23 protein-coding genes, 1 other RNA gene and 1 pseudogene are annotated in these 26,337 nt (G+C 70.9%); 13 read left to right on the forward strand and 12 right to left on the reverse strand.

The genetic code is table 11. The features are described 5' to 3' along the window. Positions 1-31 precede the first annotated feature (31 nt). Genes OG223_RS16430 through OG223_RS16440 form a run of 3 tightly spaced genes read left to right on the forward strand, consistent with a single transcriptional unit; the run spans position 32 to position 5,311 of the window. On the forward strand, positions 32-1,780 hold the full coding sequence (locus tag OG223_RS16430; RefSeq protein ID WP_329248540.1) for an AIPR family protein: 1,749 nt from the start codon (positions 32-34) through the stop codon (positions 1,778-1,780). A gap of 46 nt (positions 1,781-1,826) precedes the next feature. Beyond that, positions 1,827-3,152, forward strand: coding sequence for a BREX system ATP-binding protein BrxD (gene brxD, locus OG223_RS16435; protein ID WP_329248542.1), 1,326 nt, complete (start codon positions 1,827-1,829; stop codon positions 3,150-3,152). Further along, positions 3,152-5,311: a DEAD/DEAH box helicase gene (locus OG223_RS16440; protein WP_329248545.1), complete on the forward strand. Its 2,160-nt coding sequence runs from the start codon at positions 3,152-3,154 to the stop codon at positions 5,309-5,311. Before brxD ends, OG223_RS16440 begins: the two co-directional genes overlap by 1 nt. Positions 5,312-5,505: 194 nt before the next feature. Here the strand turns inward: OG223_RS16440 and rnpB are convergent. The 4 genes and pseudogenes from rnpB to OG223_RS16460 form a co-directional block, all read right to left on the reverse strand. After that, positions 5,506-5,917: RNase P RNA component class A (gene rnpB, locus OG223_RS16445), an RNA gene on the reverse strand. Positions 5,918-6,035: 118 nt separating this feature from the next. After that, positions 6,036-6,818 (reverse strand): annotated as a pseudogene (locus OG223_RS53950) (DMT family transporter); the annotation flags it as partial. A 19-nt stretch (positions 6,819-6,837) separates the two neighbouring features. Next, on the reverse strand, positions 6,838-7,671 hold the full coding sequence (locus tag OG223_RS16455) for a helix-turn-helix transcriptional regulator (RefSeq protein WP_329248550.1): 834 nt from the start codon (positions 7,669-7,671) through the stop codon (positions 6,838-6,840). Between the two features lie 49 nt (positions 7,672-7,720). Beyond that, positions 7,721-8,356 (reverse strand): TetR/AcrR family transcriptional regulator, encoded by a 636-nt coding sequence (locus tag OG223_RS16460; protein ID WP_329248553.1) that lies wholly within the window; start codon positions 8,354-8,356, stop codon positions 7,721-7,723. Positions 8,357-8,403: 47 nt separating this feature from the next. On the opposite strand from OG223_RS16460, the gene OG223_RS16465 reads away from it, so the two are divergent. Both OG223_RS16465 and OG223_RS16470 read left to right on the forward strand, forming a co-directional pair. Then, the gene (locus tag OG223_RS16465; RefSeq protein WP_329248555.1) at positions 8,404-9,975 is read left to right on the forward strand and encodes an FAD-dependent monooxygenase; all 1,572 of its coding nucleotides are present in this window, start codon (positions 8,404-8,406) and stop codon (positions 9,973-9,975) included. Positions 9,976-10,008: 33 nt separating this feature from the next. Next, entirely contained in the window at positions 10,009-10,554 is a 546-nt protein-coding gene (locus OG223_RS16470; protein WP_329248558.1) for a hypothetical protein, read from the forward strand. Here the strand turns inward: OG223_RS16470 and OG223_RS16475 are convergent. Beyond that, positions 10,505-11,935: an RNB domain-containing ribonuclease gene (locus OG223_RS16475; RefSeq protein ID WP_329248561.1), complete on the reverse strand. Its 1,431-nt coding sequence runs from the start codon at positions 11,933-11,935 to the stop codon at positions 10,505-10,507. The two genes, OG223_RS16470 and OG223_RS16475, sit on opposite strands and share 50 nt — an antisense overlap. Positions 11,936-12,011: 76 nt before the next feature. Between OG223_RS16475 and yaaA the strand changes: the two genes are divergently transcribed. Together yaaA and eda are read left to right on the forward strand one after the other, a co-directional pair. Continuing rightward, entirely contained in the window at positions 12,012-12,794 is a 783-nt protein-coding gene (yaaA, locus tag OG223_RS16480) for a peroxide stress protein YaaA (RefSeq protein WP_329248564.1), read from the forward strand. Positions 12,795-12,868: 74 nt separating this feature from the next. Beyond that, complete coding sequence (gene eda / locus OG223_RS16485; RefSeq protein WP_329248566.1) at positions 12,869-13,507, forward strand: bifunctional 4-hydroxy-2-oxoglutarate aldolase/2-dehydro-3-deoxy-phosphogluconate aldolase; 639 nt, start codon at positions 12,869-12,871, stop codon at positions 13,505-13,507. On the opposite strand, the gene OG223_RS16490 is transcribed toward eda, so the two are convergent. The 3 genes from OG223_RS16490 to OG223_RS16500 are packed head-to-tail and all read right to left on the reverse strand — an operon-like array spanning position 13,482 to position 16,495. After that, complete coding sequence (locus OG223_RS16490) at positions 13,482-14,870, reverse strand: bifunctional RNase H/acid phosphatase (protein WP_329248569.1); 1,389 nt, start codon at positions 14,868-14,870, stop codon at positions 13,482-13,484. The genes eda and OG223_RS16490 overlap by 26 nt on opposite strands. Positions 14,871-14,882: 12 nt before the next feature. Beyond that, complete coding sequence (locus tag OG223_RS16495) at positions 14,883-15,626, reverse strand: zinc ribbon domain-containing protein (protein ID WP_329265302.1); 744 nt, start codon at positions 15,624-15,626, stop codon at positions 14,883-14,885. Beyond that, complete coding sequence (locus OG223_RS16500) at positions 15,623-16,495, reverse strand: Nif3-like dinuclear metal center hexameric protein (protein ID WP_329248572.1); 873 nt, start codon at positions 16,493-16,495, stop codon at positions 15,623-15,625. Before OG223_RS16500 ends, OG223_RS16495 begins: the two co-directional genes overlap by 4 nt. A 198-nt stretch (positions 16,496-16,693) precedes the next feature. Here OG223_RS16500 and OG223_RS16505 point away from each other — a divergent pair, with 198 nt between their 5' ends. Both OG223_RS16505 and OG223_RS16510 read left to right on the forward strand, forming a co-directional pair. Then, positions 16,694-17,962, forward strand: a complete 1,269-nt coding sequence (locus tag OG223_RS16505; protein ID WP_329248575.1) for a hypothetical protein — start codon at positions 16,694-16,696, stop codon at positions 17,960-17,962. A gap of 126 nt (positions 17,963-18,088) precedes the next feature. Next, positions 18,089-18,256 carry a hypothetical protein gene (locus OG223_RS16510; protein WP_329248578.1) on the forward strand — a complete coding sequence of 56 codons (168 nt, stop codon included), beginning with the start codon at positions 18,089-18,091 and terminating at the stop codon, positions 18,254-18,256. A 67-nt stretch (positions 18,257-18,323) separates the two neighbouring features. Here the strand turns inward: OG223_RS16510 and OG223_RS16515 are convergent, their stop codons facing one another. From OG223_RS16515 to OG223_RS16525, 3 genes are all read right to left on the reverse strand, one after another. Beyond that, positions 18,324-19,274, reverse strand: coding sequence for a 3-oxoacyl-ACP reductase (locus OG223_RS16515; protein ID WP_329248581.1), 951 nt, complete (start codon positions 19,272-19,274; stop codon positions 18,324-18,326). A gap of 9 nt (positions 19,275-19,283) precedes the next feature. After that, positions 19,284-20,360 (reverse strand): Zn-dependent alcohol dehydrogenase, encoded by a 1,077-nt coding sequence (locus OG223_RS16520; RefSeq protein WP_329248583.1) that lies wholly within the window; start codon positions 20,358-20,360, stop codon positions 19,284-19,286. A gap of 93 nt (positions 20,361-20,453) precedes the next feature. Beyond that, a complete protein-coding gene (locus tag OG223_RS16525; protein WP_329248586.1) occupies positions 20,454-21,323 on the reverse strand; it encodes a MaoC/PaaZ C-terminal domain-containing protein in 870 nt (289 codons plus the stop codon). Positions 21,324-21,575: 252 nt separating this feature from the next. Here OG223_RS16525 and OG223_RS16530 point away from each other — a divergent pair, with 252 nt between their 5' ends. From OG223_RS16530 to OG223_RS16545, 4 genes are read left to right on the forward strand one after another with little or no spacing between them, the layout of a single operon-like run. Further along, positions 21,576-22,499, forward strand: a complete 924-nt coding sequence (locus OG223_RS16530) for an ABC transporter ATP-binding protein (RefSeq protein WP_329248588.1) — start codon at positions 21,576-21,578, stop codon at positions 22,497-22,499. Beyond that, positions 22,496-22,657, forward strand: coding sequence for a hypothetical protein (locus OG223_RS16535; RefSeq protein WP_329248591.1), 162 nt, complete (start codon positions 22,496-22,498; stop codon positions 22,655-22,657). Before OG223_RS16530 ends, OG223_RS16535 begins: the two co-directional genes overlap by 4 nt. Continuing rightward, positions 22,654-23,370: an ABC transporter permease gene (locus OG223_RS16540; protein ID WP_329248594.1), complete on the forward strand. Its 717-nt coding sequence runs from the start codon at positions 22,654-22,656 to the stop codon at positions 23,368-23,370. Before OG223_RS16535 ends, OG223_RS16540 begins: the two co-directional genes overlap by 4 nt. A gap of 17 nt (positions 23,371-23,387) precedes the next feature. Then, entirely contained in the window at positions 23,388-24,674 is a 1,287-nt protein-coding gene (locus OG223_RS16545) for a sensor histidine kinase (protein WP_329248597.1), read from the forward strand. Here the strand turns inward: OG223_RS16545 and OG223_RS16550 are convergent. Further along, complete coding sequence (locus OG223_RS16550) at positions 24,652-26,214, reverse strand: alpha-L-arabinofuranosidase B (protein ID WP_329248600.1); 1,563 nt, start codon at positions 26,212-26,214, stop codon at positions 24,652-24,654. The two genes, OG223_RS16545 and OG223_RS16550, sit on opposite strands and share 23 nt — an antisense overlap. Between the last annotated feature and the right edge of the window lie 123 nt (positions 26,215-26,337).

Consider the following 26,337-nt stretch of genomic DNA (forward strand, 5'->3'; position numbering starts at 1 on the left):
AGTCCTGCCGCCCACCGATGAGCCGGGAGCCATGAGCGCCAACGACCGTGTGTTGATCAACCAGATGATCGAGGAGCGTCGCAACGCCCGCGCCGTCCCTCTCTCGTTCGACGCGGCCTTCGAGAGGTTCGCGAGCGAACACGCCCTGCACGGCTTCGGTCTCTCGGAAGAGGAGATCGAAGCCGGTGTTATCGGTGGGGCGAACGATGGCGGCATCGACGGGGTGTACGTCTTCCTCGGTGGTCGACTCCTGCACGAGGACAGCGAGATCCTTCAGCAGACCTCCGCCGTCTCGAACGTGGAGCAGGGGACCCAGCTGACGCTCTGGCTCGTCCAGGCCAAGACGAGCCCCGGCTTTTCCGAAGTGGCCCTGGACAAGGTGGCGTCTACCTGCACGAACCTCCTGGACATGGAGGTCGACGAGGCCACCGTCGGGATCCTCTACACGGAAGACCTGCTCGCCCGCTTCAGATTGTTCAGGACAGCGCTGCTGCGACTCCTCAGCCGTCATCCGACCGTCCTGATCAAGTTCTCGTACGTGACGCGCGGCGATGCGAGCGAGGTGCATCCCAAGGTCCAGGCGAAGGCCAAGATCCTGGAGGCGCAGTTCTCCAACGCCTTCGCCGTCTCCACCGGCGAGGTCGAGTTCCTGGGCCCCGCGGAACTCTGGAAGCGGGCCAGCACCCTCCCCTCGTACACCCTGGAGCTCCCCTACCGGGAGAGCATCACGCACGGGACGAGCCATATCGCCCTCGTCTCCCTGGGCGAGTACATCGACTTCCTCAGCGACGAGACCGGGGCGATCAAGTCCCACATCTTCGACTGGAACGTCCGTGACTACCAGGGAAACGTCGAGGTGAACCGGGAGATCACAGCGTCTCTCCAGAACCCGGAAGCACCCGAATTCTGGTGGCTCAACAACGGCATCACCATCGTGTGCTCGCAGGCGACCTCGGTCGGGAAACGACTCAGCCTCTCCGACGTGCAGATCGTCAACGGTCTCCAGACGTCGTACACGCTCCACGAAACGCTCCACGACCTCTACGCCACCGATCCCACCGACGCCGTCTTCGACCGGCTGGTGCAGGTGCGCATTCTCGTCACCGTGGACCAAGCGGCTCGTGACTCCGTCATCCGTGCCACCAACCGGCAGACCAGCGTGCCGGTCGCCTCGCTCCGGGCCACGGACGACATCCAGCGGCAGATCGAGTCGTACTTCCTCGAGCACGACTGGTTCTACGACCGGCGCAAGAACTTCTACCGAAACCAGGGCAAGTCGACCAACCGTATCGTCAGCATCCCGCTGCTCGCACAGTCAGTGATGGCCATGGCCCTGGGACAGCCCGACTACGCGCGCGCCCGCCCCTCGAGCCTGCTCAAATCGGACTCGGACTATCGCCGCGTCTTCTCCGACAAGACGGAACTCCCTGTCTACCTGTGGCTGGCCAGAGTGCAACGCCAAGTCGATGAGTATCTGCAGTCGGTATCGGATCCCGCCGTCCGTTCCCTGCACACCAACCTCCGCTTCCATCTCGCCATGCTCGGTGCCGTAGACCTCGTGGGCCGTGTGTTCAGCAAGCCGGAGACCCTGAACAACGCCGCCCGGGAGGATGTCTTCCCGACATCCACGCGCCTCGAATCGCTGTGGACGTCGCTCCAGGAGCAATTCGACGCATTCCAGCGCGAGAGCCGATCGGGGCCGGACAAGACCGCGAAGAGCAGCGAGTTCGTCACCTACCTGACGGCCAACCTCGGATACGGCAGCCTCCGCCGCAGGTGATCCCGGAGCACGGTCCGCCGGGCGGCGCGGATGGGACAATGAGCGGGTGACCGGCCCCCGCCCTTCTCCCGTCTCCGCCGCCCGGCGGCGCACCGCTCTCGACGCACTCCGGCGCGGTGCGGTGCCCGAGAGCGGCCTGGATCTCCTGGCCACCGGCCTCGACCGTTTCGAGTCCGCGCTGGACGCGGAACTCGACGCGGTCGCCTCCGGTGCCTCGGTCTTCAAGGCCGTTCGGGGTGAGTACGGTTCCGGCAAGACGTTCTTCACCCGCTGGCTCGGCGAGCGTGCCAAGCAACGCAACTTCGCTGTCTCCGAGATCCAGATCTCGGAGACGGAGACCCCGCTGCACAAGCTGGAGACCGTCTACCGGCGCCTCACCGAGCGGCTGTCCACCCCGAGCTTCCCGCCGAGCGCGCTCCGTCCCGTGGTGGACGCCTGGTTCTACGCCCTGGAGGAGGATGCTCTCGCCGCGGGAGCGGACGAGGACGATCTGGGTGGCGCGGTGGAGGAGTTGCTGGCCGCCCGACTGACCGAGGTGTCCCGGCACGCCCCGTCCTTCGCTGCCGCGCTGCGCGGATACCGGTCCGCGCTCGCCGAGGGCGACGAGTCGACGGCGGCGGCCGTCCTCGCCTGGCTCGGCGGGCAGCCCCACGTGGCGGCGGCGGCCCGCCGGTCCGCAGGAGTGCGCGGCGACCTGGACCACTTCGGTGCACTGGGCTTCCTGCAAGGGCTGCTCACCGTTCTGCGGGACTCCGGCCACCGGGGGCTGTTCGTCGTACTGGACGAGGTGGAGACCCTGCAGAGAGTGCGGTCGGACGCCCGCGACAAGGCGCTCAACTCGCTGCGGCAACTGATCGACGAAGTCCACTCCGGGCGGTTCCCCGGCCTGTATCTGGTCATCACCGGCACGCCCGCCTTCTACGAAGGCCAGCAGGGCGTGCAGCGGCTCCCGCCGCTCGCCCAGCGGATCGCCACGGACTTCACGACCGATCCCCGCTTCGACAACCCCCGCGCAGTCCAGTTGCGCCTGTCGGGCTTCACCCTGGAGTCTCTGACCGGCCTCGGGGTGACCATCCGCGATCTCTACGCGTCCGGGGCGGACGCCCCCGACCGGATCAAAACGCTGGCGGACGACGCCTACATCTCCGATCTCGCCCGCGCGGTGGGCGGAGCCCTCGGCGGCAAAGTCGGCGTCGCACCCCGGCTCTTCCTCAAAAAACTGGTCGGCGACGTCCTCGACCGTATCGACCAGTTCCCGGACTTCGACCCACGACAGCACTACCGGCTCACGGTGGGCAGCAGTGAACTCACCGACGTCGAGCGGAACTTGGCCGCATCGTCGGCGGCCGACGACATCGACCTGGAGTTGTGATGACACAGGCCGCGGACCCTGTCGATCGGCTCGACCCCGTCATCCTGCATCACGTGGTCAACACGCTGGGCTGGCCGGACCTGCGGCCCCTGCAACGGGCCTCGATCGATCCGGTGATGGACGGTGAGGACGCCGTACTGCTCGCGCCCACGGCCGGCGGCAAGACCGAGGCCGCCTGCCTGCCGGTCCTTTCGGTCATGTCCGCCCAGGGCTGGACCGGTACGTCGGTCCTCTACCTCTGCCCGCTCAAGGCGCTCCTCAACAACCTGGTGACCCGCGTCGACGGATACGCGCAGTGGCTCGGACGCAGCGCGGCCCTGTGGCACGGGGACACGAAGGAGTCCCAGCGCCAGCGCATCCGTACGGATAGACCCGACATCCTCCTGACGACGCCCGAGTCGCTGGAGGCGATGCTGATCGGGGTGAAAACCGACCACGCGCACCTGCTGGGCGGGATCCGAGCAGTCGTCGTCGACGAGGTCCACGCATTCGCCGGCGACGACCGAGGCTGGCATCTGCTGGCGGTGCTTGAGCGCCTGCAGCTAGTTGCAGGGCGCCCGATTCAGCGGATCGGGCTGTCCGCCACGGTCGGGAACCCACAGGAACTGCTCACCTGGCTGCAGGGGTCGGGCGCCGGCCGACGCCCGGGCCGGGTCGTCGCCCCGGGCATCACAAGCCCCTTGTCCAGCCAGGGCCCTGTGAACGGCGTGACCGGGCCGCCTCCAGGAGACATCGAACTCGACTACGTGGGCTCCCTCTCCAACGCGGCCAAGGTTCTCTCTGCCCTGCACAAGGGCGAGAAGCGCCTGGTGTTCTGCGACTCCCGACGGCAGGTCGAGGAACTGGGTGCCGCGCTCCGAGCGCGCGACGTCACTGTCTTCCTGTCGCACGCTTCGCTCTCTGCCGACGAACGTGCAAGGTCAGAACAGGCCTTCGCCGAAGCACGAGACTGCGTCATCGTCGCCACCTCCACCCTGGAACTGGGCATCGACGTCGGCGACCTGGACCGGGTCGTCCAGATCGATTCGCCCGGGACCGTCGCCTCCTTTCTCCAGCGCGTCGGCCGGACGGGGCGTCGCTCGGGAAGCACCCGCAACTGTCTGTTCCTGACCACACACAAAGACACCCTGCTGCAGGCTGCCGGGCTGTTGCTCCTGTGGGGTCGTGGCTGGGTCGAACCGGTCGTCCCGCCACCCGAGCCACGCCACCTCGTGGCCCAGCAGTTGCTCGCCGTCACACTCCAGGAGCACAAGCTGGGCGACCATCTGTGGCCCGAGCAGTGGAACGGCCTGGCGCCCTTTGACCGTTCGGCCGCTCCCATCCTGCGTCATCTGACGGAAGAGGGCTTCCTCGACAACGACGGGGGCATGCTGTTCATCGGCCCTGAGGCCGAACACCGTTTCGGGCGACGGCACTTCATCGAGCTGACCGCTTCCTTCACCGCACCACCGCAGTTCAACGTCCTGTCCGGACGCACTGAGATCGGACGCATGGATCCGTCGGTGCTCACTGAGGAACGCCCTGGCCCACGACGCCTGCTGTTGGCCGGCCGCAGTTGGCAGGTGACGTTCATCGACTGGGGACGGAAGCGGGTCTTCGTGGAGCCGGTCGAGAACGGCGGGGTTGCCAAGTGGTCGGGAGGCACCCTCGTTGGGCTTTCGTATGCGCTTACACGCGCGATGCGGGATGTCCTCCTGGGCATCGACCCGGAAGTCTCTCTGACACGACGAGCCGAGGTCTGCCTCCAAGAGTGGCGCGAGAAAGAGGCTCCCCAACTAGTCCATCCCGGTGGGACGTTGGTGGCCCGGCATGGAAACGATGTTCGCTGGTGGACATGGGCGGGTTACCGCGCCAATGCCACGTTGGGCGCAACACTGTCGTCGATCGCCGATCCGGTTCAACGTCCGACCGACTGCTACCTGCGGCTGCGCGAGGATCTGAGCCCGAACATGTGGCGCATCGCGCTCGACGCCGCACAGGACGGACCGACACTTGTCCTCCCGGACGTTGACCAACGAGCAGTGCGCGGGCTCAAGTTCTCGGCGGCGCTCCCACAGCGACTGGCCGTGGCCACGCTGTCAGCGAGACTCGCCGACTTCGAGGGTGCGAGTGCGGTGCTGTCGGAGCCAAAGCGCTTCTCCACAGAACAGGGAACCTGAGCACTTCCCGCTTCCCTGCTTCACCGGGACGAGATGCGGCTGCATCGGCCGAAGGGCCGTCGAACCGCCCTCGTGCGCAACGCGTGCACACTTTTCCACGGGAACTCCCGGGAACTCGCAACTGGAAGCGGGAAGCCCCCGGACACAGAAAAGGGCCCCGACCAGCCCATAAGGCCAGGTCAGAGCCCCACCGACAGACGAGCCGGGCCGTACGCCGGGTTCTGTGTCCGGGAGGACCTCACGATCCTCCCGGCGACGGCCATCCATCTAGGACCGGTGTTGCCACCGGCCTCGTGCGGTCTACCCGCGGACTCGGGCGGGCAGCCCTCGAGCGTCCGCGCAGAGCGCGCTTTTTACGGCGGCGCTCCTTTTGACCTTGCTCCGGGTGGGGTTTACCTAGCTGCCCAGGTCACCCTGGGCACTGGTGGTCTCTTACACCACCGTTTCACCCTTACCGGAGACCGAAATCTCCGGCGGTCTGTTTTCTGTGGCACTGTCCCGCGGGTCACCCCGGGTGGCCGTTAGCCATCACCCTGCCCTGTGGAGCCCGGACGTTCCTCGGGAAGTCCCCCTAGGGGCACTCCACGCGGCCGTCCGCCCGGCTCGTCTGCCGTGTCGACCATGCTACCGGGCGGGCACCGTCCTTCGGACCGCCCGCCGCAGTCGCCAGCACCGACCCCGCCAGGATCAGCGTGAAGGCCACCGCGATGCCCACCGTGAGGCTCTCCCCCAGGAACAGCGCGCCCGCCGCCACCGCCACCGCCGGGTTGACGTACGTGATCACCGTCGAACGGGTCGGGCCGACCTCCTTGATCAGTTCCAGGAAGGCCACGAATGCCACCGCCGTGCAGATCACGCCCAGGCCGGCGAGGGAGGCCAGGACCTGGGGCGAGGGGACCGTGGACGGCCAGGTCAGAGCTGCCGCCGGGGCGTAGACGAGCGCCGCCAGCGCCAGGCACGGGGCCGTCAGTTGGAGTGTCGGGACGTCCTTCAGGTAGCGGGCCGCTATCAGCGGCGCCGTCGCGTATCCCAGCACCGTCAGCAGCACCTCCGCCAGCGAGCGCGCGTCGCCGCCCGTCAGATGCGGGACCGTGAGGACCGTGACCCCGGCCAGGCCCAGCCCCAGGCCCGCCAGCCGCCGGGTGCCCAGCCGCTCCGTGTCGCCGAAGAAGCGCGCCATCAGCACGCCGACGATCGGTACGCCCGCGATCAGCAGCCCGGCCGTAGAGCTGGACAGGTGGCGCTCGGCGTCCGTCAGCGTGAACCACGGGACGATGATCTCTATGCACGCGAAGGCCAGCATCGGGCGCCAGTGCGTGCGGACCGTGCGGGTCAGGCCGCCTTGTCGCAGGGCGAAGGGCAGGAGCAGTACGGCGCCCAGGGCGCAGCGTGTGAAGACGACCATGGACGGGGACAGCGGGGCGTCCACCGCCACCTTGATCATCAGGTAGGGGATGCCCCACACCACTCCCATCAGGGAGAACAGGAACCAGCCGCGTGCAGTCATACGGCGAGTGTCGGACCGGTCAACGCCGATCGTCTTGAACGCTGTTGCGGTACGCCGCCGGCGTCACCCCCAGCACCCGCCGGAACCACCGCGTCAGATGCGCCTGGTCCGCGAAGCCCACCTGCGCCGCGACCTCGGCGGGCCGCCCGCCCGCCTCCAGCAGGCCGCGGGCCCTCGTCACCCGGTGCTGGGCGAGCCAGGCGTACGGCGGGATCCCCATCGTCGTACGGAAGGCCCTCAGGAGCTGGTAGCGGGACAGGCCGAAGTCCGCGGCCAGGGACGAGAGCGACGGCGGGGTCAGCAGCTCGTCGGCCAGGCGGTCCCGTACGGCGTGTGCCACCCAGGCCGCGCCCACGGTCAGGTCCGGTGCCGGGCCGGACGTGGAGTGGCGGCGGGCCAGGGCCGTGAGGAGCCACGGGAGGCGGGACTCCGCCTCCAACGGGTCCGGGCAGACGCTGAGTTGGGTGTGCGCCGCGCGCAGGGCCACGGCGAGTTCCGCGTCATCGAGGAGGGGTTCGCGGAAGTGCGGGAGGCCGGTGCCGAGGATGCCGTCCGTCAGCAGTGCCGGGTCCGCGTAGAGGGCGCGGTAGGCGTAGCCCTCGGTGGTGGTGCCGGGGCCGCCCGTGTGCATTTCGTCGGGCGCGAGGACGACGATGGAGCCCGGGCCCAGCCGGAGGCGTCCGCCGCGGTAGTCGATGAGTTCCGAGCCGCCGACGCAGACGCCGATCGAGAACTCGGCGTGCTCGTGCGGGGCGAAGACGTGCCGGTCGAAACGGGCGGTCAGGAGGTCGAGGGGTGGGCCGCAGCGGCCCAGTCTCGCCCTCGTCCACAGCGCCTGCTCACGTGCGCTCACCGGCCGCACCCCCTCTCCTCCCCAGGGTGCAACGCGCCGGGGCCGTGTGTCATGCCGGGGTGAGCGCCCGTTCCAACGCGTCGAAGGCCGCGCACACCCGTGCCCGGTGGTCGTCCACCAGGCTTTCCGCCGGCTCCCCCGCGAACACGCGGCGCGCGGTCGCGACGTAGACCGTGCGGTACGCGGCGACGGTCAGGGCCGCGGTCAGGGCGGGGTCGGGAGTGTCCGGGGCGGTCTCGGTGAGGGCGGTGGTCAGGGCGTTCTCGATCTCCTCCAGCGCCTCGCGGCCCCGGGCGCGCAGGGCGGGCGAGTCGGCCACGACCTCCCAGAAGTCCGGGAATCCGCGGTCGGGGCCGGCCAACGGGTGGCGCTGGTCGAGGAGTTCGAGGGCGAGGCGGCGGAGCGCGGCGAGCGGGGTCTCGCCGGGGGCGCGGTGGCGTACGGCCCCGCTGAACACCTCGACGGCCTCCGGGATGCGGTCGAGGAACAGGTCCTCCTTGCGCGGGAAGTAGTTGAAGACGGTCATCGTCGACACCTCGGCGGCCCGCGCCACCTCCGCCACCGACACCTGGTCGAAGCCGCGCTCCCGGAACAGCGCCGAGGCGACGTTCGAGATCCGTTGCCGCGTCGCCCGCTTCTTGCGCTCCCTCAGCGGCAGCTCGGCCGCGTTCTCGTTCTCACTCACGAGAACAGTGTAGCCAACATAATTTTTTAGTGACTACAATCCTGCCTATGAAAACTGACACCGACTACGACGTCGTCATCGCCGGCGCCGGTCCCATCGGCCTGCTGCTCGCCTGTGAGCTGCGGCTCGGCGGGGTGCGGGTGCTGGTCGCGGAGCGGCTGGCCGAGGTGGACGAGACGATCAAGGCGGGCGGGATCAACACCCTCACCGCCGTCTCCCTGTACCGGCGGGGGCTGCTGCCCGCGCTGACCGAGGTGCAGGTCGAGACGGCGAACGGCATGAAGGAGTTCCTGCGGACGCAGAGCGGCGGTGACGGTGCCGCCCCGCCGCCGAAGTCCGCCGGGCACTTCGCCGGGATCACCCTGCGCGCCGATCTGCTCGACGCGTCGGACCCCGCCTTCGCGGAGGTCGGTCCGCCCGGCGAGGTCGGCCGGTTCGTCCCGCAGGCCCCGTTGGAGCGGCTGCTCGGCCGGCGCGCCGGCGAACTCGGCGTCGAGGTGCGCAGGCAGGTCGAATTGACCGGCTTCGACACCGACGAGGACGGGGTGACCGTCCACCTCGCGCCTCTCACTCCCACGGACGGCTCCGCGCCGCAGACCGTTCGCGCAGGCTGGCTGGTCGGCTGCGACGGCGGCCGCAGCCTCGTCCGCAAGCTCGCCGGGATCCAGTTCCCGGGCACCGCACCGGAGATCACCGGCTACCAGGCGATCGCCGACCTGACCGGCACCGAGGGTCTGAGCAAGGGCTGGAACGCCACCGGCACGGGGATGTACACCTACGGCCCGATGCCGGGACGGATGGTCTCCATCGAGTTCGACGGGCCGCCCGCCGACCGTCAATCCCCGGTCACCACCGAGGAGTTGCAGGCCAGTGTGCGCCGCGTGACCGGAGTCGACGCCACCGTGCACCAACTGCACACGGCGACCCGGTTCACCGACAACTGCCGCCAGGCGGAGACCTATCGCTCGGGCCGGGTGCTGCTCGCGGGCGACGCGGCGCACGTCCACTCGCCGTTCGGCGGACAGGGGCTCAACCTCGGGGTCGGGGACGCGATGAACCTCGGCTGGAAGCTCGCCCTGGTGGTGAGCGGCCGGGCGCCCGCCGGACTGCTCGACACCTACACGGCGGAACGGCATCCGATCGGCGCCTGGGTACTGGACTGGACCCGCGCGCAGATCGCGGTGATGCGGCCCGACGCGCACGCCCGTGCCCTGCGCGGGGTGATCAGCGACCTCGCGGGGACGGTCGACGGCACGACGTACTTCGTCCAGCGGATCTCCGGCGCCTGGCAGCACTACGACCTCCCCGGCGACCACCCCCTGACCGGCCGCAGTGCCCCCGACCTCGAACTCGCCGACGGCACCCGCCTCGGCGACCACCTCCACACCGGCCGCGCGCTCCTCCTCGACCTCACCGACGACCCCAAACTCCGGGCGCGCGCGGCGGGTTACGAGGGTCTGGTGGACGTCCTGACCACCACCTGCCCCCAACACCCGGAACTGGCCGGGCTGTTGGTGCGCCCCGACGGGATCACGGCATGGGCGGCCGACGTGGACGGCACCGAGGACGACCCGGCGGAGGCGCTGCGGCTGTGGTTCGGCGCGCCGCTTGGCACTTGACACTGCCGCGGCGTCAGCATCTGCACTGACCCCATGAGGACCAACTGGGCAGGCGGCGGGCGGGTGTTCGGGTATGCGCGGGCGCGACGGGCCCTGGTGGCCGGGTCGGCGCTCGCGTGTGTGCTGGAGACGCTCACCATGTCGGTGCTGCTGCGGGACTGGCCGGTGCTCCACGAACTGGTGCCGATTCTGGGCCTGTTCGCGGTCGCGTCCGTCGCCGCCCTGCACGCGTCCTCCGTCGCCCGCCCGCACCTGCTGGACCCGCACGCGCTACGGCTCCGGCGGGCCACCCGCGCCGACGTGACCGTCCCGCTGGGTCACATCGCCTCCGCCGAGGGCGAGTTGCGGGTGGCCCGGCGCCGGGCCGACGGCGAACTCGACCTCCCCGTCGGCTTCCGCACCTCCGTCACCCTCCAACTCGCCGAGCCGGTCACCCACTTCACGCTGCTCGGCCGGCAACGGGAGGTCCACACCGTCCACTTCCACGCCGACGACGCCGACCACGTCGTAGAAACACTCACAGAAGCAATCAGGCGGGTGCGAACCGTACCTTCGACGTTCCCGGGTCCGCCTGGGTGAGCCGGACGCGCAGCCGCTCACCCAACGGCAGCGGGGTGGTGCCGCCTTCGAGGCGGGCGACGACGGCCGGGGTGTCCAACTGGACCTTTCCCACGGTGGGTTGGTGTTCCTCGACGTCCACCACATAGCCGTCGAAGAGGTCGCCGACGCGGTCCTTCAGCAACGCGGCCTCGACGATGTCGACGCACTCGCGCTCGACGGTGCCCGCGAGCCGGGTGCCGTCGGCCATCTGTTCGGGGAGGGCGTCGAGGCCGGCCAGCACCCAGGCGGGCGGGGCGCCGGGAGCGAGGCAGAGCTCGGAGGCGTAGCGGTCGACCAGCCGTCGTAGGGGCGCTGTGCAGTGGGTGTAAGGGGCGGCTACCGCCGCGTGCGTGGTGACGGGCGGGAGGTCGCCGTCCCGGAAGACCGTGTAGCCCGCGCCGCGCAGCAGGGTCGTGCACTCCTGGAGGAAGGCCGCGTGGTGCGGGCGGCGCGGGTCCAGGGAGCGGATGAGTTCGGCGTAGGACATGTGGTGCGGCCAGTCGATGTGCAGGGCGTGCGCGGTGTGGTGGAGGCGGCCGACGGCGCCGTCCGGGGCGGTGGGCAGGGTGCGCAGGACGCCCGTGCCGTGCGTGAGCATCAGGTCGGCGGCGGCCATGCCGGTGAGGAGGGAGATCTGGGCGTTCCAGCCGTCGGCGGGGAGCGGGGCGCGGTAGGCGAGTTCGTAGGTGTTCCCGCGCTCGACGATCTCCTGCTCGGGCACGTTGAGGGAGATGCCGCCGCGCTCGACCTCCAGCCGTTCGCGCGCCTCGCCGATGTCCTTGAGCAGCGCGAGCGGCTCCTCGGCCGTGCCCTCGTCGATCCGCCGCTGCGCGGTCGCGTAGTCGAGTTTGGCCCGGCTGCGGACGAGGGCGCGGCGGACGTCCACGGCGGACGTACGGCCGTCCGCGTCCAGGTCGATCGTCCACAGCACCGCCGGCCGGGTCACGTCCGGCAGCAGGCTCGCGGCGCCCTCGCTCAGCAGGGGCGGGTGCAGCGGGGTCTTCTCGTCGGGGAAGTAGAGGGTGGTCACGCGGCGGTGGGCCTCCGCGTCCAGCGCACCGCCGGGGACCACGAAGGCGGCGACGTCGGCGATGGCGTAGCGGACCCGGAAACCGGTCCCCCTACGGGACAGGTGCATCGCCTGGTCGAGATCCATGGACGTGGGCGGGTCGATGGTGAAGAAGGGGATGTCGGTCGCGTCCTCGGCGGGCGGGATCGGGGCCTTCGCGGCCGCTTCCGCCTCGGCCAGTACCTCCGGCGGGAAGCTCTCGGGGACGCCGAGTTCGGTGCGCAGGGCCGCGAGGGCGGCGCGGAGCGGGGCTTCGGGGGTGCCGGTCACCCGGATGCGGCGGCTGGGCATGACACGAGCGTAGGCACAATCCGCCCGCCCGCACCCTTTACGCTGGCGCAGCACCCACCGTAAGGAGAAACCCACCGTGCTCGTCCTGCTGCCGCCCTCCGAAGGCAAGGCCTCCGCCGGCCGCGGTGCCCCGCTCAAGCCGGAGTCCCTGTCGCTGCCGGGACTCGCCGACGCCCGCGCGGCCGTCCTCGACGAACTCGTCGACCTGTGCGCGGCCGACGAGGACAAGGCACGCGAGGTGCTCGGCCTGAGCGAGGGGCTCAGGGGCGAGATCGCCAAGAACGTCGACCTGCGGACCGCCGGCGCGCGGCCCGCCGGGGAGATCTACACGGGTGTCCTCTACGACGCCCTCGACCTGGCCTCGCTCGAACCGGCCGCGAAGAAGCGGGCCGCGCGCTCGCTGCTGGTGTTCTCCGGGCTGTGGGGCGCCGTGCGCGTGACGGACCGCATCCCGTCCTACCGCTGCTCGATGGGGGTACGGCTGCCCGGGCTCGGGGCGCTGGGCGCGCACTGGCGGGCGCCGATGGCGGCCGCGCTGCCCGAGGTCGCGGGGAGCGGGCTGGTGCTGGATCTGCGGTCCTCGGCGTATGCGGCGGCGTGGAAGCCGAAGGGCGAGGTCGCGGGGCGGACGGCGACCGTACGGGTGCTGCACGCGCCGACCCGGAAGGTCGTCAGCCACTTCAACAAGGCGACGAAGGGGCGGATCGTGCGGAGCCTGTTGAGCGCGTCGGCCGCGCCCGGGACGCCGGCGGAGCTGGTGGAGGCGTTGCGCGGGCTGGGGTACGAGGTGGAGGCGGAGGCGCCGGGGCGGGCGGGGCAGGCCTGGTCGTTGGATGTGCTGGTGGACGAGATTCACTGAGCACTCCCGGAGCATGCGTTGCAGTATGCGCAATGAGCTTTGCGCGTGCTGCATCGGCTGGGCAGGATGAGGCCATGGCTTCCTCCTCCCTGCTCGGGCTCGCTCCCGTTCTTCCCGTCGTCGTCATCGAGGACGTCGCCGATGCCGTGCCGCTCGCGCGGGCGCTGGTGGCCGGTGGGCTGCCGGCGATCGAGGTGACGTTGCGAACGCCGGTCGCGCTGGAGGCGTTGCGGGCGATCGCGGGTGAGGTGCCGGGGGCGGTGGTCGGGGCGGGGACCGTGCTGACTCCGGGGCAGGTGAAGGAGTGCGTGGCGGCGGGGGCGCGGTTCCTGGTCAGTCCCGGGTGGACGGAGTTGCTGCTGGAGGCGATGCAGGGGTCCGGGGTGCCGTTCCTGCCCGGGGTGTCGACCACGTCCGAGGTTGTCGCGCTGCTGGAGCGCGGGGTGCGGGAGATGAAGTTCTTCCCGGCTCAGGCGGCGGGCGGTACGGCGTATCTCCGGTCGCTGGCCGGGCCGTTGCCGCAGGCGCGGTTCTGTCCTACCGGTGGGATAGGGGTCAACTCCGCGCCGGAATACCTGGCGTTGCCCAACGTCGGCTGTGTGGGCGGGAGTTGGATGATCCCGGCGGACGCGGTGGCCGCGCGTGACTGGGGGCGGATCGAGGCGCTGGCCCGCGAAGCCGCGGCGCTCAGCGCAGGTGGGACGTGTCGTTGAACAGCCGTACGCTCGCGTTGCCGTCCGCGTAGTACGCCACGGTCGAGATCGATGCCGCCGACAGTTCCATGCGGAACAGGGACTCCGGCGGGGCGCCCAGGGCGAGTTGGACGAACGTCTTGATCGGGGTGACGTGGGTGACGAGCAGGACGGTGCGGCCCGCGTAGGCCTTGATCAGTCGGTCGCGGGTGGCGGCGATACGGGTTGCCGTCTCCGTGAAACTCTCGCCGCCGCCGGTGGGGTGGACCTCCGGGTCGTTGAGCCAGGTCGTCAGGTCTTCGGGGTATCGCTCACGTACCTCGCCGAAGGTGAGGCCCTCCCAGGCGCCGAAGTCCGTTTCGCGCAGGCCCTCTTCGATCGTGACGTCGAGGCCGAGGCGCTCCGCTACGGCTGCCGCGGTTTCCCTGGTGCGGGTGAGGGGGGAGGCGATGATGTGCTGGATGGTGCCTCGGGCCGCCAACGCGGTTGCGGCTCGGGTGGCTTGGTCCTGGCCGACGGGTGAGAGGGAAGGGTTGGTGCCGCCGCTGCCTGAGAAGCGCTTCTGGGGGGTGAGGGGGGTTTCGCCGTGGCGGAGGAGGACGAAGGTGGCGGGGGCGCCCATGTCTGCGGGGGCCCAACCGGGGCTGGGGGTGGCTACGTTGCGGGCGGCGCGGGTGTCTGCGACGGCTTTGGCGGTAGTCACAGTGCGGGCCCGTGGGGGCTGGTCGCGCAGTTCCCCGCGCCCCTTAGGTGACTCACCTGAGCCTGCGCTGGAGAGGTCGTCGCGCCCGCGCGGCGGAGCCGCAGATGTCACAGCCCCGCGCCCCTTAGGTGTCTCGCCTGAGCCTGGGCTGGAGAGGTCGTCGCGCCCGCGCGGCGGAGCCGCATGTGTCACAGCCCCGCGCCCCTTAAGGGCATCACCTGAGCCTGCGCTGCGAAGGTCCGCCGTCGAATCCGCCGCCGACCACTGCTCGCCGCGCTTCCCCGCGTCCATCGCCTCGTTCGCCAAGCGGTCCGCGTGTTTGTTCTGGGCCCTCGGGATCCACTCGTACGTCACCTGGTCGGCCGGGAACACCGCACCCGCCTCCGCCGCCAGGGGCTTCATGTCGGGGTGTTTGATCTTCCAGCGGCCCGACATCTGCTCGACGACGAGCTTGGAGTCCATGCGGACGTGGATGTGGGCGGACGGGTCCAGGGTGTGGGCGGCGCGGAGGCCGGCCACCAGGCCCCGGTACTCGGCGACGTTGTTCGTGGCGACGCCGATGTACTCGGCCGCCTCCACCAGCGTCTCCCCCGTCGTCGCGTCGACGACCACGCTGCCGTAGCCCGCGGGACCCGGGTTGCCCCGGGAACCGCCGTCGGCCTCGACGATGAACTCCCGCACGCCGCAAGCTCCTTACAGACCTGAGTCGGACGTACGCACCAGGATGCGGCGGCAGTTCTCGCAGCGGACCACCGTGTCGGGGGCCGCCGCGCGGACCTCGTTGAAGTCGGTGATGGCCAGCTCCTGGCGGCAGCCCTGGCAGGTGCGCTGGTAGAGCTTGGCGGCGCCGATGCCGCCCTGCTGCTGGCGGAGCTTGTCGTAGAGCTTGAGGAGGTCCGCGGGGATGGTGGCCGAGACGACCTCGCGCTCCTTCTCGGCCGTGGCCTCGTCGGCGTCGAGGGTCTCGTAGGCGGCGTCGCGGCGGGCGGTCGCGTCGTCGATCTTGCCCTGCACGGAGCCGACCCGCTCGGTCAGTTCGGCGGTGCGCTCCTGTGCGGACTCACGGCGCTCCATGACCTCCAGGACGATGTCCTCGAGGTCGCCCTGGCGCTTGGCGAGGGAGACGATCTCGCGCTGGAGGTTCTCCAGGTCCTTGGGGGACGTGACGGCACCCGAGTCGAGGCGCTGCTGGTCGCGGGTGGCGCGCTGGCGCACCTGGTCCACGTCCTGCTCGGCCTTGGTCTGCTCGCGGGCGCAGTCGCTCTCCTCGGTCTGCACGGCCACGAGCAGGTCGCGCAGTTGCGTGAGGTCCTTGGTCAGCGAGTCGATCTCGGCGTGCTCGGGCAGGGAGTTGCGCTTGTGCGCGAGCTGCGAGAGGCGTACGTCGAGAGCCTGGACTTCGAGCAGTCGGATCTGGTCGGCGGGCGCGGCGTTCAGTTGGGGGCTCCCAGTGGGTCAGGTGTGGTGGAGGACGCCGCGTGGGCGGTCCAGGGGTCGGTGACCGTCTTGGAGACGTGGACCCTGAGGTCCCATCCCTCGCGGTCGGAGATCTCGTCGAGCTGGGCGGCGGCCAGCTCGCACCAGGGCCACTCGGTGGCCCAGTGCGCCGCGTCGAGCAGCGCGAGAGGGTTTTGGGCGCGGGCTTCGGACACCGGGTGGTGGCGGAGGTCCGCGGTGAGGAAAGCGTCCACGCCGGCCGCTCGTACGTCGTCGAAAAGGCTGTCGCCGGAGCCGCCGCTCACCGCGACCCGGTGGACCAGGGCGTCGGGGTCGCCCGCGACGCGGATGCCCTGCGCGGTGGCGGGCAGCCGCTCCGCGGCGCGGGCCGCGAGTTCGCGGACGGTCAGCGGGTGGTCCAGCTCGCAGATCCGGCCCAGGCCCCTGCGGCCTTCCGGATCGGTCGGGTCCGGCACGAGCGGTCCTACGACACGGAGGTCGAGCGCGCCCGCGAGGGCGTCGGAGACTCCCGGGTCGGCGCGGTCGGCGTTGGTGTGGGCGACGTGCAGCGCGATGTCGTGCTTGATCAGGGTGTGCACCACGCGGCCCTTGAAGGTGGAGGCCGCGACCGTGGTCGTACCGCGCAGGTAGAGGGGGTGGTGGGTGACCAGCAGGTCGGCGCCCAGCTTCACGGCCTCGTCGACGATCTCGCGCACGGGGTCCACGGCGAACAGCACGCGGGTGACGTCCTGGTCCGGGTCGCCCACGACGGTGCCGACCGCGTCCCAGGACTCGGCCCGCTCGGCGGGCCACAGGTTCTCCAGCGCGGCGATGACTTCGGACAGGCGGGGTACGGACTGACGGGGCACGGGGAAAGGCTACCTGGCCGCACTGTGCGGCTGAACCGCTGAAGCGGTCGTATGCGGGTCTACGGCCCCGTTCAGCACACCCGCCCCGGTTTCCTCAGGCGAATCGTTACTTGGCCACCCTTATTGGTGAAGCGGCTGCTCATCGGTCCCACGTCCGTACGTGCGAAAACTAGTTTCGTCGCCGGAGGTGACCGAACCATGACGGCATGTGCGATCGAGCCCACGGCGGCGGACGAGGACGGGGACGAGTGCGGGGACCCGCGGAACGATGGCACCGCGTGTGCGATCACCGCGGACGGGGCGTACGCCGCCCGTCTCGCGCCGGCCGGTGACTGTCTGTTCCCGGAGCGGTGGACGCTGGACGGCCCCGAGCCGTACGCCGTGCCGCTGCCCGGCAACCAGCCCGAGGAGCCGGGTACCGAGGTGCAGCCGATGGGCGACGGGCGGGTGCTCATCCGGCGGCTGGTGGACGGGCGGCACGCGTTCTCGCTGCTGTACCCGACCGGTCCCGGCACCGGTGAGCTGCTGCTCGGCGCGATCGAGTGCCCGGACCCGGACACCCGCCTGCGGCTGCTGCCCCCGGCGCCGGGGGGCGAGAAGGCGTACGCCCTCGCCGTGGGCCGGCGCTCCACCGCGGTGTGGCTGGTGGCGGGCGGGGCCTTCGGTCCTGAGCATCTCGCGATGGTCCCGGGGCGCTGTTCGGGCGGGGTGTGGCTGGACCGGGCGGGGCGGATGCTGGCGCTGGACCGGGAGGTCGGCGGGCGGACCAAGGCGATCGTGGTCGACCTGGAGCGGGACGGGGAGGTGTCGCCGCTGCTGCAGATCGCCGCGGACAGCGACGACCGGCTGCTGGCGGCCGACCCCGACAGCGGGCTGCTGCTGATCCGCTCGGACGCGCCGTCGCCGGGGCGGGGGGACCGGCTGGGCTGGGGGGTCATCGGCTCCACGCTGCCGGTGCGGTTCCCGGAGTGCCTGCGGGTGCCGGACTGCACGGTGACGCCGTTCGCGATCCAGCCGGGGCAGGTGCTGATGCCGGAGAACTGCGGGGTGGCGCTGCGCGTCGACGGCCCGGCCGGCACCTGGTTCGCCGTATGGCGGCCCGCGGAGCGGCAGTTGCTCCAACTCCCCGCGCCCGAAGGGTGGTTGGCGGGCACCGGGCTGTGGACCGAGGACGGGGTGCTGCAACTGCCGTACGCCACACCGGAAGTGCCGTGCGGTGTGGCGCGGTTCGCTGTGCCCAGGGGGGCGGGGGGAACGGGGGACACGGGGACCGCGGGGGTGGGGGCCCTTGCGGTTACGGGGGACACGGGGGAATCGTGCCCGGAGGATCCGGTTCGGGACGGGACGGCAGGTGCGCCTGGGGAGGCCGCGCCGCAGCCGTCCGAACCGGATCCTCCGGTGCCGGTGACGCCCCGCCCGGTGCCCTTGCGGGAGGCTCCGCTCAAAGGCCGGGTGGCCGTCGGGTAACAAACGGATGCGGCTCGGTAACGAAGTCGTTCCGGACGGCGGTCCGTCGCGCGTCACCCCGGGAACGGCTGGATAAGATCGCCGTGCTGTAAGAAGGATCATGTTTTCTACGGGGTGAAGTATCCGATGAACGACACGAACAGCGCGCAGACCATGTCTGCCGACGCACACGAGGCCTCCGGGCACGGCAAGCACCGGGGCCCGGTCTCGGCGCAGGACGGCGACGCGGCCGCCCACGGCCGGCACCGCAAGCCGTCCGAGCAGTCCACGCAGTCGAAGTACGCGGCAGTCTGACGCCACGTCAGACACCTTGCACGACACGGCCCCGCTCGTCTCCGGACGGGCGGGGCCGCCGCGTTCCCTATGTCGCGCCCGGCTCCCGCTTCAGCCCCAGTACCTCCGCCGCCGCGAACGTCTCACCGTCCGGCCGCTGCGCGTAGTGCGGAGTGAGTACGGCGTCCAGCTCGTCGTAGCTGAAGACGTCCTGCTTGCTGTCGAACTTGGCCTGGACGTGCGGGCGTTCGACGATCGCGACCATGCCGCCGTGGACGACGAGGAGCTGTCCGTTGATCCGCTCGGCGGCCGGTGAGGCCAAGTAGCCGACGAGCGGGGCGACATGCTCGGGGGCGAGCGGGTCGAGTCCCTCCTCGGGTTCCTGGAAACCGGCGAAGACGTCCTCGGTCATCCGGGTGCGGGCGCGTGGGCAGATGGCGTTCGCGGTCACGCCGTACTTGGCCAGCGCCAGCGCCGTGGAGGTGGTCAGGCCGACGATCCCGCCTTTCGCGGCGGCGTAGTTGGGCTGTCCCGCCGAGCCCGCGAGGTAGGCCTCGGACGAGGTGTTCACGATCCGCCCGTACACCGGTGCGCCGGTGGCCTTGGACCGCTCGCGCCAGTGTCTGGCCGCGAAGTGGGTCGTGTTGAAGTGGCCTTTGAGGTGGACCCGGATCACCGCGTCCCACTCGCCCTCCGTCATGGAGAAGACCATGCGGTCGCGCAGGATGCCCGCGTTGTTGACGAGGACGTCCAGCCTGCCGAACTCGGCGATCGTCAACTCGACCAGTTCGGCGGCCTGTTGGAAGTCGGCGACGTCCCCGGTGTGGGCGACGGCCCGGCCGCCCGCCTCGCGGATCTCGGCGGCGACCTGTTCGGCGGGGCCCGCGGAGGCCTCGCCGGAGCCGTCCCGGCCCGGCTGTCCGTAGTCGTTGACGACGACGGCCGCGCCGAGCCGGGCGAGTTCGAGTGCCTCGGCCCGGCCCAGGCCGCGTCCGGCGCCGGTGACGATCGCGGCGAGCCCCTCAAGTGGCAGTGTCATGACCGGCCTTCAGATCTCGATGCAGGTACGCAGGGCCGTGCCCTGGCGCATCTGGTCGAGGGCCTCGTTGATGTCGGCGAGCGGCACCCGGTGGGTGATCAGGCTCTCCAGGTCGACGCGGCCCGCCCGCCACAGGGCGATCGTGCGCTCGTAGGAGCGCAGGACGTCGCCGCCGCCGTACATCGAGGGCAGGATGCGCTTCTCGTCGAAGAACAGCTCGAACATGCTGAGTTGGAGGTAGTCGTCGAGGGCGCCCGCGCCGACCACGACGAGGGTGCCGCCGCGGCGGGTGTTCTCGTAGGCGGTGCGGGCGGTGGCGGAGCGGCCGACGACCTCGAAGACGTAGTCGAAGCCCTCGCCGCCGGTGACCTGTTGCTTGGCGTCCGCCAGCTCGTCCGGTGAAATCGCCCTCGTGGCACCGAACTTGAGGGCGGCCTCGCGGCGCGAGGCGACCGGGTCGACGGCGACGATCTCGGCGGCGCCCTTGAGCCGGGCGCCCTGGATCGCGGAGATGCCGACACCGCCGCAGCCGATCACGGCGACCGACGAACCGGCCTCCACATCGGCGGTGTTGAGGGCGGCGCCGAGTCCGGTGGTGACCCCGCAGCCGATGAGGGCGGCGATGTCGAAGGGCACGTCGTCGGGGATCGGCACCGCGCAGCCCGCGTCGACGACGACCTCCTCGGCGAAGGTGCCGGTGCCCGCGAAGCCGAACACATCGCCGCCGGGGCGCTTGAAGTTGGGGGTGCCCGCGTTCATGAAACCGGCCAGACAGAGGTGGGTCTGGCCGCGCTTGCAGGCGGGACACACGCCGCAGGCCGGCAGCCAGCAGACGACGACCCGGTCGCCGGGCTTCAAGTGGCCCACGCCCTCGCCGACTTCGAGGATCTCGCCGGCGCCCTCGTGCCCGGGCACGAACGGCGCCGGCTGCGGCAGGACGCCGGCCATCGCGGACAGGTCCGAGTGGCACAGCCCCGTGGCGCGCACCCGGATCCTGACCCGGCCGGGCCCGAAGCCCGTCGTCTCGACGTCGTCGTGGACTTCCAGTTTGTCCTGGCCTATCTCGTGCAGTACGGCTGCGCGCATGGGGCGCTCCCCTCAAGTCCGGCCTGGTGCAGGAGTGTTCAGCGGTCTGGGGTCTGAGGTCTGGGGTGTTCGGCGGTCCGGGGTGTTAGGTGGTCAGGAGTGTTCGACGGTCGTGTCGGCGAGGACGGGGGCGTCGTCCCGCTCCACGGCGCTCACCGCGACCCGCACGGTGCCCGCGCCGGGCTCGCCCTGCCGCCACATGCGGATGCGCAGCGTCTCGCCGGGGAACACCACTCCGGTGAACCGGGTGTCGTAGGCGCGGACCCGGGTCACGTCGCCGCCGAGCAGGGTGTCGACGACCGCCTTGAGCGTCATGCCGTAGGTGCACAGCCCGTGCAGGATGGGCCGGTCGAACCCGGCGAGCTTGGCGAACTCGGGGTCGGCGTGCAGCGGGTTCCAGTCGCCGGAGAGGCGGTAGAGGAGTGCCTGGTCCTCGCGGACGGCACGCTCGACCACCTTGTCGGGCTCACCTGTCGGTGGCTCGGCGCGGACGGAGGGGCCGCGGTCGCCGCCCCAGCCGCCCTCTCCCCGTACGAAGATCTGCGCGTCGTTCGTCCACAACGGGCCATCGGCGTCGGCGACTTCGGTGCGCATGACGAGGACGGCCGCCTTGCCCTTGTCGTAGACGGCGGCGATGTGGCTGGTGCTGGTCGCGGCGCCCTTGGCGGGGATGGGGCGGTGGAGGCGCAGGGACTGGCCGCCGTGCAGGACGCGGGCGAGGTCGACCTCGATGCCGGGCATGGACAGGCCGCTGATCACGCCGGGCGAGCCGTTGCCCGCGACGGTGGCGAAACTCGGCAGGACGTGCAGCCGGGACTCCAGGGTGTAGCGCAGCTCGTCGGGGTCGGTCGCGGGGGTGCCCGCGCCGAGGCCGAGGTGGTAGAGCTGGACGTCCTTGGTGTCCCAGGAGATCTCTCCCGAGCGGGGTTCGGCGGCGAGTGCCCTGGCGGCGTCGATCGGCATGGGTCTCCTGTCAGTGGTGGCGAGAGACCCCGGTGCGGCCGTCCGCACCGTCGGCCGCACCGAGGTCGTCACGGGCCGACCTAGAACGCGTTCCAGTCCGGCGACCCTTGTATAGCCGAGCGTCCCTTACTTGTGAAGGCTCCTGACACTGTGTCAGGTCGGTGGTCGTGGCGGCACCCGTGACATTTGTCCCGCCCGAGTCCGTACAAGCGCATCTGCCGGACGGGGGCTCGGATTCGTAGCGTCGTAGCCATGACACAGACAGGTGGGGCGGCGGGTGGGGCACGGTGCGCGGTGTCCTTCGCGGGGGCGGTCAAGACCTTCGGCGCGGTGCGGGCCGTGGACGGTGTGGACCTGGAGATCGGGCGCGGCGAGACGGTCGCGCTGCTCGGCCGCAACGGCGCGGGCAAGTCGACGGCGATCTCGCTGCTGCTCGGGCTGAACGCGCCCGACGCCGGCACGGTCGAACTGTTCGGCGCGGCACCGGAGTCGGCCGTACGGAACGGCCTGGTCGGAGCCATGTTGCAGGAGGCGCGGGCGGTGCCCCGGGTCACCGTCGGCGAGCTGGTCGCCTTCGTCGCCCGGCGCTATCCGGCGCCGATGCCCGTAGCCCGGGCCCTGGAACTGGCCGGCATCGGCGAGCTGGCCGGGCGGCGGGTGGACCGGCTGTCGGGCGGGCAGACGCAGCGCGTGCGGTTCGCCGTGGCACTGGCCGGGAACCCGTCGCTGATCGTCCTGGACGAGCCGACCGCGGCGCTGGACGTGGAGGCGCGGTACGCGTTCTGGCAGTCGATGCGGGGGTACGCGCGGCGCGGTCACACCGTCCTGTTCTCCACGCACTACCTGGAGGAGGCGGACGCGCACGCCGACCGGATCGTCGTCGTCGACCGCGGCCGGATCGTCGCCGACGGCACCGGTGAGCAGCTCAAGCGGGCGGCCGGCGGCAGCCTCGTCTCCTTCGACCTGGCCGGCCGCCCCACCGAGGACCTGGCCCGACTCCCCGGCGTCCGCAGCCTCGAACTCCGCGGCGACCGCGCCCTGTTGCGCACCGACGACTCGGACGCGACGGTGATCGCCCTGGCCGCGCGGAACGCGATCCGCGGCCTGGAGGTCACCCCGGCGTCCCTGGACGACGCGTTCCTGGCACTGACGGCACGTGAGGTGGAGGCGGCGTGATGCTCGACTGCCTGCGGCTCGCACACCGTCTGCCCCTGCGTGGCCCCGGTTCGACGACCGGCCGCACGGTCGCCGACCGCCCGCTCGACGCCACCCCGGCGACCTCGCACCGCCGGATCCCCGCCCGCACGACCCCCGAGACGGAGACCGTCCGATGATCGACTACCTGCGCCTCGAAGTACGCCGGACCCTGCGCGACGTCGGCTTCGTGATCGGCGGGATCGCGATGCCCGTGATGATGTACCTGCTGTTCACCAACCTCGGCGGCGACGACAGCGGCTACCAGGCCACGGCGATGGTCGGCATGGCCGCCTACGGCGCGGTCGGCTCCGCGCTCAACACCGGTGGCGGGGTCGCCGAGGACCGGGCGATCGGCTGGCTGCGGCAACTGCGGGTGACGCCGATGACCCCGCGCCAGGTCGTCCTGGGCCGGGCCCTGACCGGTTCGGTGACCGTGCTGCCCGCGATCGTCGCGGTGCTCGCGGCGGGCGGCCTGGTCAACGGCGTACGACTGGCCGCCTGGCAGTGGGCGCTGATCGCGCTGCTGCTGTGGCTGGGCTCGATCCCCTTCACCCTGCTCGGCCTCGCCAACGGCTACGGCCTCACCGCCCAGACCACCGGCGTCGCCAACATGGCCTGCAACCTGGGGCTCGCGGTCGTCGGCGGCCTGTGGTTCCCGATCAGCCTGTTCCCCGGTTGGCTGCGTGCGATCTCCCAGTACACCCCCACCAACCGCTTCGCCGAACTCGGCACCTCCGTCGCCGACGGGCACGCCCCCGCACTCGGCGCGATCGTGGTGCTGACCGCTTGGCTGCTCGCGTTCGGTTCGTACGCTGTGCTGGCGTACCGCCGGACCGGGCGGACCGTGTGACCGGGGGAGCGAAGCAGATGTCCTGGATACGAGGGATCAGGTGCCAGGTACGGGCCTGGCGGGTGGCGCGGGCCCGGTGGAAGGCCGACATGGCGGAGTTCAAGGTCGCGCAGAAGGAGGCGCGCCGCAAGGGCGAGTGGCCCGAGAACCCCGGTCCGCCGCCGACCGGATTCTCCCTGCTGCCGTGGCTGCTGATGGGCATGGGCTCCTTCTCCAACCTCCTCCAGGGCAAGACCTCCAACCCCTGGATCGGCGGCCTGGGCCTGTTCGCCTTCAACTCCCTCTACATCTATGTCGTGTTCCGCTCCTTCGTGAAGGAGAAGCGCACGGCGGTCTCGACCCTGGTGGCCCTGGTCGCGATGGGCCTGATCACCTGCGGCCTCGCCCTCGGCTACGGCGGCAGTTGGCTGTACTTCTTCCCGCTGCTCGGCCTCGCCACGGGAGCCGTCGTGCGGGGCCCGCGCCTCGGCCAGGTCGGCCTCGCGCTGACCGCACTCGCCGCGGCGGTCTCCGTCTACCGGGCGGGCTGGGACGCGATCAACGTCGCCTACGGCACGTTCCTGTCGACGATGGTGACCGCGGCGATCCTCTCCCTCTCCGAGGCCGTACGCGAACTGCGTGCCGCCCGCGAGGAGTTGGCCCGCCGCGCGGTCGAGAAGGAACGGATGCGCTTCTCCCGCGACCTGCACGACCTGCTCGGGCACACCCTCTCGGTGATCGTGGTGAAGTCGGAGGCCGCCCGGCGTCTCGCACCCCGGGACATGGAGGCCGCGCTCGGCCAGATCACCGACATCGAGGCCGTCGGCCGGCAGGCGCTCACCGAGATCCGCGAGGCGGTCACCGGCTACCGCGAGGGCAGCCTCGCCACCGAACTGGACCGCGCCCGCTCCGCCCTGTCCGCCGCCGACATCGACCCGGTGGTCCGCCAGTCGGGCCCGCCGCTGACCCCGCAGACCGAGGTCCTGCTGGGCTGGGTGGTCCGCGAGGCGGTCACCAACGTCGTACGGCACAGCGGCGCGACCCGCTGCGAGATCACCCTCGACGGCGTCCTGGACCGCGCCCGTCTGACGGTCGCCGACGACGGCACCGGGGGCGCGGGGCCGGCGGCCGGTCCCGCCGAGGGCATCGGCGGGACCGGCCTGAAGGGCCTGACGGAACGCCTCGCGACGGCGGGCGGCTCCCTGCGGGCCGGCCCGTCGCCACGCGGCGGCTTCACGGTCACCGCCGAACTCCCGGTGGAGCAGGCGGACTTGGCGTCTCACGTGGTGACTACGACGGGGACTACGGCGCCCAGGGAGCCGTGACCACCCAACTCACGTCGTCCGTCCACGAGGTGGCGCTGTCGAAGGCGTTCGAACCGCCGTTGCTCGCGATGTAGACGTTGTAGTTGTAGTGCCGGAGGTATCTGGTCGGGTAGTTGTACGACGCGAACGAGGTGCCCGTGCCGCTCTTGCCGGTCGACGCGCAGAACGTGGCGTCCTGTCTGAACTGCGTTGTGCCGACCATGGGTTGACGGTAGAGCTGGTAGTTGTAGTGGCGCAGGAAGTCGCCGGGGTAGTTCCGCGACTCGAACGAGTAGCAGGAGCTGTCGGCCAGTCCCCTGCGGACGATCCAGGTCGCGTCGCCCTTGTCGAGGGCCGCGCTGCTCGACGTGATCGCCGAGAGGACGGCCGCGTTGTTCTGGTGGCGGATGTAGTCGGCCGTGCAGCACGAGGTGGTCGCCCGCAGCGAGATCTCCGAACCGGCCGCCAGCGTCCCGGTGGTCCCGGTCGAGCCGCCGTAGCCGACGGACACGATGTTGGCCTGGACGGAGTTGTCGGCGGCGTCCGTCGGGATGCCGGCGGTCATGACGCCCTCGAAGAACGAGCCGATGGAGCCGTTGCTGTTGTCCCCGCCGGTGCCCAGGACGATCGCGCCCTCCTGATGCATGGGCGAGTAACCGCTCGTGGTGGGTTCACCCCCGGAATAGGAGGTCGTGAGACTCCCCGACTGCGCGTTTCCGGATTTCAGCGCGAAATGGTCCTGACCGTTGTTTTTCAGCAAAGCGGTGACGAACGGTATCGCCCCGGTGCCGGTGTTCGCCGTGTTCTTGCTGTACCCGGAGTCCGACTGGAACAGCCCGTTCTCCAGGTCGGCCTGCACCCAGGGGCCCCCGCCGTAGCAGGGCGCGAACCAGCACTCCGTACCGAAGTTGATCGCGTCCATGTGACCGTTGCCGGTGTCCTGGTTGTTGGTCTCGGCGTTGCCGTAGTCGAAGCAGCAACTGCCGTTGACGTGCGTGCCGGAGGTCACCATGTACATCCCCTCGGCGGCGCCGTTCGTCGCCACGCCCGAGGTGGAGTTGTCGCGGTAGCCCATGCCGGCCGAGATCTCCAGGCCGTAGACCTGATGCCCGCCGGCGGTCACCGGCAGCGCGTCCGCGGGCGCCCCGACATCGGCGACGCCGGCCCCGCCCGCGCCCTCGATCGTGAGGTCGTTGTGGCGCGCGGACTGGTCGTAGATCTTGGTGATGATGCACGTCGTACCGGAACAGAACGAGTCCTGCGCCGCCGCGTTGGCGTAGCCCCCGGCCGCCAGCAGCCCGATGTTCGCGGTGGCGCTGTCGGAGGCGCGCTGCACTTGGTAGAGCGATCCGTTGTACGACGAGTAGAGCGCCCGGACGAGACTGTGCGCGGCGACGCAGGGCGTCCCGGCGGTGGCGTAGATGTCGCAGGGCAGCGAGGTCGCGGCCGACGCCTGCGGAACGCCCACGGCGAGCGCGAGGACGGTCACGAGCGCGGACAGTGCGGCCAGGGTGGCGTTTCTCAGCCGGCGCGGCCGGGTGCGGGGGAATCTCAGGAACACGGTGCACCTCTTTTTCTGGTCCTGGTAGGGCGGTGCGGGTGGCCGACACTTGGAGGAGCAGGTCGGTCGATATATCGGACGCCGTTCGATCGAAATGCCGAACCATTCGCGATCGAAATGTCG

Origin of the sequence: Streptomyces sp. NBC_01478, from assembly GCF_036227225.1 — a bacterium.
In the GTDB taxonomy this organism is placed as follows: Bacteria; Actinomycetota; Actinomycetes; order Streptomycetales; family Streptomycetaceae; genus Streptomyces.

Excerpts from the sequence above, each read along its gene's own strand:
- OG223_RS16520 (WP_329248583.1), bottom strand. The coding sequence starts at position 20,360 with ATGCGCGCAGCCGTACTGCACGAGATAGGCCAGGACAAACTGGAAGTC.
- OG223_RS16510 (WP_329248578.1), top strand. The coding sequence starts at position 18,089 with ATGAACGACACGAACAGCGCGCAGACCATGTCTGCCGACGCACACGAG.
- OG223_RS16525 (WP_329248586.1), bottom strand. The coding sequence starts at position 21,323 with ATGCCGATCGACGCCGCCAGGGCACTCGCCGCCGAACCCCGCTCGGGA.
- OG223_RS16545 (WP_329248597.1), top strand. The coding sequence starts at position 23,388 with ATGTCCTGGATACGAGGGATCAGGTGCCAGGTACGGGCCTGGCGGGTG.
- OG223_RS16440 (WP_329248545.1), top strand. The coding sequence starts at position 3,152 with ATGACACAGGCCGCGGACCCTGTCGATCGGCTCGACCCCGTCATCCTG.
- OG223_RS16465 (WP_329248555.1), top strand. The coding sequence starts at position 8,404 with ATGAAAACTGACACCGACTACGACGTCGTCATCGCCGGCGCCGGTCCC.
- OG223_RS16475 (WP_329248561.1), bottom strand. The coding sequence starts at position 11,935 with ATGCCCAGCCGCCGCATCCGGGTGACCGGCACCCCCGAAGCCCCGCTC.
- OG223_RS16505 (WP_329248575.1), top strand. The coding sequence starts at position 16,694 with ATGACGGCATGTGCGATCGAGCCCACGGCGGCGGACGAGGACGGGGAC.
- OG223_RS16530 (WP_329248588.1), top strand. The coding sequence starts at position 21,576 with ATGACACAGACAGGTGGGGCGGCGGGTGGGGCACGGTGCGCGGTGTCC.
- OG223_RS16515 (WP_329248581.1), bottom strand. The coding sequence starts at position 19,274 with ATGACACTGCCACTTGAGGGGCTCGCCGCGATCGTCACCGGCGCCGGA.
- OG223_RS16540 (WP_329248594.1), top strand. The coding sequence starts at position 22,654 with ATGATCGACTACCTGCGCCTCGAAGTACGCCGGACCCTGCGCGACGTC.
- eda (WP_329248566.1), top strand. The coding sequence starts at position 12,869 with ATGGCTTCCTCCTCCCTGCTCGGGCTCGCTCCCGTTCTTCCCGTCGTC.
- OG223_RS16430 (WP_329248540.1), top strand. The coding sequence starts at position 32 with ATGAGCGCCAACGACCGTGTGTTGATCAACCAGATGATCGAGGAGCGT.
- OG223_RS16470 (WP_329248558.1), top strand. The coding sequence starts at position 10,009 with ATGAGGACCAACTGGGCAGGCGGCGGGCGGGTGTTCGGGTATGCGCGG.